The organism is Archaeoglobus sp., from assembly GCF_017656475.1.
Taxonomy (GTDB): Archaea; Halobacteriota; Archaeoglobi; order Archaeoglobales; family Archaeoglobaceae; genus Archaeoglobus.
The window spans coordinates 1-6,722 of sequence record NZ_JACDNT010000062.1 but is presented as its reverse complement, the minus strand read 5'-3'; the positions used below and the strand labels follow the sequence as shown (position 1 = coordinate 6,722).

The following is a 6,722-nucleotide window of genomic DNA, read 5'->3' as shown; positions in this document are numbered from 1 at the left end:
ATGCTGAGAGGGAGAGGTATGAGTCGTTTGTTGGGAAGTTGGTTGGTAAGGGTTAAATGGTGGAGGTGAAATTCCAAGTATGATGAAACAGGGCCAAAAAGTTAAGCGGGGGGAGGTGGGGGCTAAGCGAATAGCGGGGCGTGGATTTGAACCACGGATCTGCGGGTTATGAGCCCGCCGGGATCACCTGACTACCCCACCCCGCTTCAGTTCAATTTGAACCAAACTGTTATTTAAGCTTTGAGGTTATGCCAGAGTTCTCTTTTAACCTCCTTTGTCATCTTATCCGCAATTCTAACCGGTTCGGGAAGCTTGTAACCCTTCAAGCATTCCTGCACGAGTTTCAGGGCAGATTCAGGAGAAATGAAGCTTCCGGGTGAGATGTAAATGGGATTGCACCTTTTGCACGTTTTAAGGGCGAATCCTATAACCTCTTCTCCGTCAACGATTTTTGCAAGCTCTTCGCTGAGCTTGACTACTTCACCGAAAAGCCTCTTCTTCGTTATCCCGACTGTCGGCTTTCTCAGCTTTAATGCGATGTAAGTTGCCAATCCGCATCTTCTTGGATGTGCTATGCCGCTCCCGTCAACCATTATCGCAGTTCTCTCATCAACAAGGTCTTTAACTGCATTTACCGCCGGCTCACCTTCTCTGAACATCAGGAAAGTTGGGATGTAGGGAAAGCTAACCTTCTCGGTCTTCACCGATTTGTCAACAACCTCCAGTTCTGGCAGCCTGAGCTTGACCGCACACGAAATAATTTTATCATCTATAAAAGCCTGATCAACTCCCACAACGTATTTGATATCATCGAGAGGAATCAAATCATCGAGAACAACGCTCTTTGCCATCCTTTCCTGTATTTTTCTCAGCTCTTCGAGGTTCATTTGAAGCACTTCCAGTATTTGGAGTGCACTCTCTTGACATCTTCAATGTTGTGCCTAAGCTTCACAAGAGCCGAATCCCTCTTCCTCCAGAGCAGCTCGGGAAGGTAGTTTTCAGGCTCTCTTATTGCTGATAAGTCAAAGCCCGCCATCGCTGCGATTATACCGAGGTTTGTGTAGGGCAAGGCACCTTCAACGCTGTAACCACCTTCAAGCACAGCAACAAGCCTGCCATCGCAGTGCTTTTCGGACATTTCAACAGCTCTCTGCATCATCTCCGCATAGCCCCTCGCAGTCAAAGCCAAGCTTGTGATCGGATCTGTAAAGTGGTTGTCCTGTCCGGCTGAGACTGCTATGAACTGAGGCTCAAATTCGTTCACAACAGGTTCTATTATTTCGTCAATGACCATCATATAACCTTCATCACCAGTTCCTGGCGGTAAGGGAATGTTGACTGTGTAGCCCTCTCCCCTCCCAACTCCGCACTCCTCAGGATAACCTGTGCCGGGATAGAGGGGCATCTGGTGTGTTGAGATGAAGAGCACTCTGTCATCGTTGTAGAAAATCTCCTGAGTGCCATCTCCATGGTGAGCGTCCCAGTCGAGGATGGCAATCCTCTCAAACCCCTGCTTTAAAAGCCACTTCACCATTATCGCCATGTTGTTGAGGTAGCAGAATCCCGCACCGATATAGGGCTTCGCATGATGCCCTGGGGGACGGATCATTGCAAAGGCGTTATCGCATTCTTTATTCAGCACGGCCTGGGCAGCCCTGATCGCTCCGCCAGCGGCAAGCAAGGCTCTGTCAAAAACCCCTACGGGAATGTTGGTGTCGAAATCGATGATTCCGCCTTTCTTGCTCTCCTTTTCAAGGAACCTCACATACTCCTCCGTGTGCACTTCAAGGACATCATCTAATGAAGCCTTGAATGGTTCAAGAAGCACTATCCGCTCACTCTCGAATATCCCCTCCTCTCTTAGCTGATCCATTGTGTATGCCAGCCTTTCTCTCCTTTCGGGATGCGTCGGGCTTTGCTCGTGCTTAAGGTACTCTTCGTGGAACACAATGCCGGTAACCATCTAAAACAAATTACCGTGTGAATATAAAGTTCTTTTCAAAAAGCTTTTAACTGAACTTAATTTTTAATCTTTATGGAGCTCTTAGAATGTGTCGAGAAAGTTATCAAGGAGAGACGGAGTCACAGATTCTACCTCGACAAGCCGGTGGAGAGGGAGAAGCTTGAAAAGATGATTGAGCTGGCAATGTGGGCACCTTCTGCGATGAACAGGCAGCAGTGGTTTTTCGTTGTTGTTGCGGGAGAAAGACTGAAGAGGCTGATAAATGTTATAGAGAAGGGCTACGAATACATTCTGCCCAGACTGCAGATGTTTTTTGCAGAAACTCCGAAAGTCATAGACCAGACGAAAAGGTTCTTCAAGAGCCTTGGAAACGCTCCCGCAGCGGTTTTTGCCTACTACACCCCCACCGGAGATGACTACAGCGACGTTCAGAGTGTTTCTGCGGCAATTCAAAACATGCTGCTCGCAGCACATGCAATGGGGCTGGGAACATGCTGGATGACGGGGCCTGTGCATGTAGAGGATGAGATAAACAAGGCGCTTGATATTGAAGGGAAGAAGCTCGTTGCAGTTGTTACTGTCGGCTATCCTGCCAAGAAGCCACCAGTGCCACCGAGGAGGGACGTGGAAAAGAAGGTAGTTTGGATGGTTGACTGAAGTTGAATACAATCTCAAAAATGGAAATAAAAAATTATTCGTACTTTACCTCAAATGCTGGTTCCACTCCGACCAGGTCAGCAAGCTTCCCCTGACACTCCTCGGCCCAGACTGCTTTGACCTTCATCCCCACTCTAACCTTCTCTGGCTCGATGTTTATCAGCGGCAGAACCATTGACGATGCTGTACCTTCAAACCGCACCATTGCCAGAATGATCCGCTCACCTTCCTTCAAAAATCCCGCCTGAACTGCATCAATGCCCGCAATTACAACCTTCCCCTTCTCAAGAGGTGGTGAGACGAGGAAAGCCAGCACCTCGCCATACTGGCTCACCTCCACCTTCTCTGTGGTTTCAGTAAAGCATCTCGCACATATTTCCCTCGGCGGGACGTAGGCTCTCCCACATGACGTGCAGAGCGTGCCGATAATCTTCCTCTCCTTGAAATTTCTGACGTATTCATCCAAGTATCCTTCTGGAGCCTTCCACCTGTACGCTCCTATGTTCCACTCTCCCTCCACCTGCATCGTCTTGTCGAACTTCTCCTTAATCAGACCCATTCTACCACCCCTTCGGCCTGTCTCCAAGCACCATTACGGTGTTGAACTGCACCTGCCCTCCCCAGGCGTGAGCCACAGCGTTTCTCACGTCCTTGGGCACCTGGTGATCCTCAGCCTTGCCCATTATCTGCAACGCAGCTTCAACAACCCTCTGCATGCCAGAAGAGCCAATGGCGTTTGTCGTATTGACGCCTCCAGAAGGGCAGATAGGAAAGTCACCGTCTATTTCTGTCACACCCTCCTCCACAGCCTTCCATGCAGTTCCATCATCAAAGAACCCTAACCTCTCGCTGAACATCAGCTCCTGATGGGGGAACGGAGCGTAGATTTCTGCCATGTCTATCTCCTTTCTTGGATCCTTAATCCCCGCCCTTTCGTATGCCTTCTTGGCGGATAGAATCGCTCCGGTCTGGTCAGAGTAGTCTACCACTGCCGTACCCTGGTAGCTCTCCCCCTGATCAGCCTCCTCATCCGCATAGGCAGCAACTCCTTTGACCCATGCCACCTCCTTTACTCCGAGTCTCCTGACAGCATCTTCGTTCGCGTAAATGACGCATGAAGCTCCATCGCTTGCCGGGCACACATGTCCAAAGCGCATTGGCCATATCAGCATCTCGGTCTTTGCTATATCTTCAGGTGTGCAGTTGGGCCACTTCAGGTGGGCGTACTTGTTCTTTGCTGCATTCCTCCTCGCCTTCGCAGCGACCATGTCGAAGTGCTCAATTCTGCAGCCAGATCTCGCCATGTAGAAGGCTGCTTGGTAGGCTGAGATTCCTGCAGCCGCTCCAGCAAGCCCCATTATTGCAAAGCTCCTCATATCCATCCCAATTTTCATCATGTAGCTTAGATTTGCAAAAGCCACGTGAAGCAGCCCAGTCGTCGCACCGGGCTCTGCACTGTCGGTGTGCTTCTCCCAGCTAACGGCCAGAACAACATCGTACATACCGGAAGCAACCTCGTAGTAGCCAAGATGGGCTGTGGAGCCACCAACCGTTCCTCCGGTCGCAACTCTCTGCATTGCCTTTCCTCCTGCAGCAATGTAGTCAGCAAATACTAAATCGGGCTGGCAAATCCCGCCAAATCCCTGCATGTTACCCACAGCATAAGCCTCGATATCCTCAGGGCCTATGTTGGCATCCTCTATCGCCGCCCAGACAGCTTCTGCAACAAGCTCTGCCTGGTTTACATCCGTCCTCCTTCCATGCTTCGATTGCCCACAACCAATAATCGCAACCCTCCTCATAGCCTATCACCCAGAATGAAAACTAAATTCTTCTGAGCACACAACCCCCACTGAGCGTGAGCCAAGGCTGTTCTGCATTCTTCAACCTGGTTCTCGGTCTCTCCTCTGATCTGCCTCACAGCCTCAATCAGCCTTATCATTCCTGTAGCACAGACCGGATCTCCCGACAATGCTCCACCACTCGGATTTACGGGAATCTCGCCGTAGACTTCGGTCATACCCTCCTCAATCAGAACCTTTCCCATTCCCTCCCTGCAGAAGCCAAGAGCCTCGTAGGCCATGAACTCCTGGTGGGCAAACCTCTCCGTCACCTCTGCCACATCGATCTGCCTGAAAGGCTCCTCAATTCCAGCCATTCTGTATGCTCTTTCAGCAGCAATTCTCAAAGAATCCAGTCTTCCAAGATCTCTATCCCTCAAATACCTGTCACAGGCGTTTCCTATGCCCCTGATCCAGACAGGATCGTCACAGAACTCCTTGGCCGCCTCTTCTGAGGCAAGAATCACTGCAGCAGCACCGTCACATGGAGGAGCAATCATCAGCTCCGTTAGAGGGGACGAGTAAAGTCTTGACTCCAGCACCTCTTCAACCGTTACATCAGCCATTTTTCTGAAAGCAGCAGGATTCTTTGCAGCGTTTCTGAGGTTTTTAACGCAAACCTCTGCCAGATGCTCCTCATCCGCTCCACTTCTGCTCATGTAAAGCCTCGCCTGAAGTGCTGCAAGCGTAATTTCATTCAAAAGCTCATTCTGCCTGTCAAACCAGGGTTCAAGCATGTACTGCGTCACCTGATGAGGGTTGAAAATCCAGCTGTGTGTGTGGGAAACTGCCAGTGCAACATCATGCACCCCGCTCATTATTCTCTGAGCAGCGTAGAGAGCAGCGTACATCCCATCCTCTTCAGCCTTGCTCTCATCTTTTAAATACGCCCCACTCGCCCCAATCAGCATGCAGTTCGAGATCGTTCTTCCGTCAAGGAAATCGGTAGAGGCGCTGATAGCAGTCCCTAAATCTTCCCTTTCAATCCCCGCACTTCTCATTGCCTCTCTTGCAACCTCAAAAACTGCCTCCTCCCTCGTCTTCTCGGCATCCCACTCTAACCTGCTGACGGCGTAGCCGATTATCGCAACCCTCTTCATTCTACCACCTTAAAAGAGATGAGATCTGAAGGCTTTCCTTCGATCTTCTCTGCCCACACGGGCTCCACCTCAGAACCCACCTTTGCTTCACCTTCAACTCTTGCGAAAATTGTCGAACTTGCACCTTCGAGCCTTATCGCAGCAAGCAACTCAGGCTTTTCCAGCCAAATGTAGCCGCCCTTACCATCCAGCTTGAACGCTACCTCGGTAAGACTCTCCACTACCCCCTTACCGCTCAACTCGACGAGGTTCTCCTCGCTTATCGTCGAGTAGCATTTCGGGCAGATTTGCCTTGGTGGTACAACCGTGTAGCCGCATTTTTCGCATCTTGCCGCTAAAATCTTTTTTTCTGCGAAGGAACGGTAGAATTTCTCCATTGTCTTGCCAACATTCCATCTGAACCTTGCCACAAACGGCAGGCCAGAGTATCTATCAACTCCCATATAACAATTATTAATGAGCAAATATTAAATTTTTAAGGAATTTACATGAGCATGGATGCTCACACCTTGCTGTAGAACTTCAGCGTGAAGCCGTTGGTTGAGATACTCTTTAGGACATCCCATTCCTCAGAATAGTACTTTTCGTAAATGTTGAGGATGTGCATCGCCAGAAACTCGCTTACTTCCCTTCTCCTCATTGTGTGTTCACAGAAGAACTGTATCCATCCGTCACCCTTCGTTATCTCCACGTAGTCCACTCTGTTTAGAATCTTCCATCCCCTTTTTACGGTTTCGAGAAACTCCTCAAGCTTAATTTCCGGAAAAGGCTTCTTTAAAAACCACTCAACAGCAGTTTCCATCATGTTCTCTTTTATAGCTCTCTCTAAATCACCGCAGATGAGGTGCATGTACTGGCTTCTCCCACACCCGGTGAAGTCAAGTTCACGGATGAGCTTAATTAGAAGCACATCATCCTCACTGAGACTGCCATCTTCTCTGTTTAATAATTTGAGAGCTTCTTCGATGATTTCATTGATTCCTCCATAGTTCGGTTTGAATTTTTCGATGATTTTGAAAGCTTCATCTGAAAGTGTAGTCTGCAACCTTCTTTTTGGCATATGTTTCAATTAATTGCCATATTTAATTAAGGTTTTCCATTGAGTTTATTGGACCTGTCCACTTAACACAAACACCACCTCAATCGGTTGTAGTACAGCAT

The 6,722-nt window shown here is 49.2% G+C and carries 8 protein-coding genes and 1 tRNA gene; 1 reads left to right on the top strand and 8 read right to left on the bottom strand.

Translation table 11 applies throughout. The features are described from left to right. Nucleotides 1-131 precede the first annotated feature (131 nt). From H0Z19_RS11295 to H0Z19_RS11285, 3 genes are all read right to left on the bottom strand, one after another. A tRNA-Met gene (locus H0Z19_RS11295) sits at nucleotides 132-206 on the bottom strand. Between the two features lie 27 nt (nucleotides 207-233). Further along, nucleotides 234-887 (bottom strand): endonuclease V, encoded by a 654-nt coding sequence (locus H0Z19_RS11290; RefSeq protein ID WP_290726694.1) that lies wholly within the window; start codon nucleotides 885-887, stop codon nucleotides 234-236. After that, nucleotides 884-1,963: a histone deacetylase gene (locus tag H0Z19_RS11285; RefSeq protein WP_290726692.1), complete on the bottom strand. Its 1,080-nt coding sequence runs from the start codon at nucleotides 1,961-1,963 to the stop codon at nucleotides 884-886. Before H0Z19_RS11285 ends, H0Z19_RS11290 begins: the two co-directional genes overlap by 4 nt. Nucleotides 1,964-2,035: 72 nt before the next feature. On the opposite strand from H0Z19_RS11285, the gene H0Z19_RS11280 reads away from it, so the two are divergent. Next, entirely contained in the window at nucleotides 2,036-2,620 is a 585-nt protein-coding gene (locus tag H0Z19_RS11280; RefSeq protein WP_290726690.1) for a nitroreductase family protein, read from the top strand. Between the two features lie 34 nt (nucleotides 2,621-2,654). Here the strand turns inward: H0Z19_RS11280 and H0Z19_RS11275 are convergent, their stop codons facing one another. From H0Z19_RS11275 to H0Z19_RS11255, 5 genes are read right to left on the bottom strand one after another with little or no spacing between them, the layout of a single operon-like run. Further along, nucleotides 2,655-3,179: a Zn-ribbon domain-containing OB-fold protein gene (locus H0Z19_RS11275; protein ID WP_290726688.1), complete on the bottom strand. Its 525-nt coding sequence runs from the start codon at nucleotides 3,177-3,179 to the stop codon at nucleotides 2,655-2,657. A gap of 1 nt (nucleotide 3,180) precedes the next feature. Next, entirely contained in the window at nucleotides 3,181-4,422 is a 1,242-nt protein-coding gene (locus H0Z19_RS11270) for a thiolase domain-containing protein (protein ID WP_290726686.1), read from the bottom strand. Then, nucleotides 4,419-5,561, bottom strand: a complete 1,143-nt coding sequence (locus H0Z19_RS11265) for a thiolase family protein (RefSeq protein ID WP_290726684.1) — start codon at nucleotides 5,559-5,561, stop codon at nucleotides 4,419-4,421. Before H0Z19_RS11265 ends, H0Z19_RS11270 begins: the two co-directional genes overlap by 4 nt. Continuing rightward, entirely contained in the window at nucleotides 5,558-6,004 is a 447-nt protein-coding gene (locus H0Z19_RS11260) for a Zn-ribbon domain-containing OB-fold protein (protein ID WP_290726682.1), read from the bottom strand. The genes H0Z19_RS11265 and H0Z19_RS11260 overlap by 4 nt, the downstream gene beginning before the upstream one ends. 59 nt (nucleotides 6,005-6,063) lie before the next feature. Continuing rightward, nucleotides 6,064-6,621, bottom strand: coding sequence for a hypothetical protein (locus tag H0Z19_RS11255; RefSeq protein ID WP_290726680.1), 558 nt, complete (start codon nucleotides 6,619-6,621; stop codon nucleotides 6,064-6,066). Nucleotides 6,622-6,722: the final 101 nt, after the last annotated feature.